The organism is Protofrankia sp. CiT1, from assembly GCF_917627335.1.
In the GTDB taxonomy this organism is placed as follows: domain Bacteria; phylum Actinomycetota; class Actinomycetes; order Frankiales; family Frankiaceae; genus Protofrankia.
In genome coordinates, this window is record NZ_CAKJTP010000299.1 from 1 (window position 1) to 735 (window position 735).

The window sequence follows — 735 nt, forward strand, 5'->3', positions numbered from 1 at the left end:
ATTCCAGGCCACGGCACGCCGACCGTCATATTGATCGGGCGTCGAAATCGCTGGCAGCAAGCCGAGAAGGTCCGAGTCGCCCTTGGCATTCGTGGGGAACCCGCAAAACCCGAGAATCCCACACAGGGTGCGGTATGGCGAGCGATCGTCGAACAAACTGGATCAAGCCCTTCAAATAGCGACTGGATCAGCACCGACGACTGGGAGAGAGAGCGTCTCACCAGGTTTCCATGGAGCCTTGGTGGCGGCGGGGCTTCGGATCTTGGCGGCCTAATTTCCGAAAATTCGCATGCAGTTCTCGGAGGCTTGACGACTGCGATCGGCAGAACCGCCCACTCGGGAGCCGACGAAGCATACTATGTACCGCGCGGAGCATGGCCCAGAAGATCTGTCGAGAGCAGATATATAGTACCTCTCGTCGAAGGTGGTGCAATTCGAGAATGGCAACTTACCCCTCCCACCGAAGCACTATTTCCGTACGGTGCGGATCTGCGAGCGAGCCTAGCGTCCACAATGGTTGGGCGATCAGTGTGGTCAAACCGCACCATCCTCTCAAACCGACAGGAACTGGGCGGAACGCACGAAGAAATCGGACTCACCTGGTATGAATGGAGCCGCTGGCACCCCGAGAGGTTTTCCATTCCGCTGAGCATCGCATTTTCCTTCGTGGCCACTCACAATCACTTTGTGTTGGACCAGGGAGGGAAGGTCTTCAAGCAGACTGCGCCGGTGATT

General features: G+C 57.4%; 1 protein-coding gene. It reads left to right on the top strand.

All coding sequences use genetic code 11. The features are described 5' to 3' along the window. Positions 1-528 precede the first annotated feature (528 nt). Positions 529-735: hypothetical protein (locus tag MJ785_RS21820; protein ID WP_239382747.1), on the top strand; the 207-nt coding region annotated here is incomplete at its 3' end.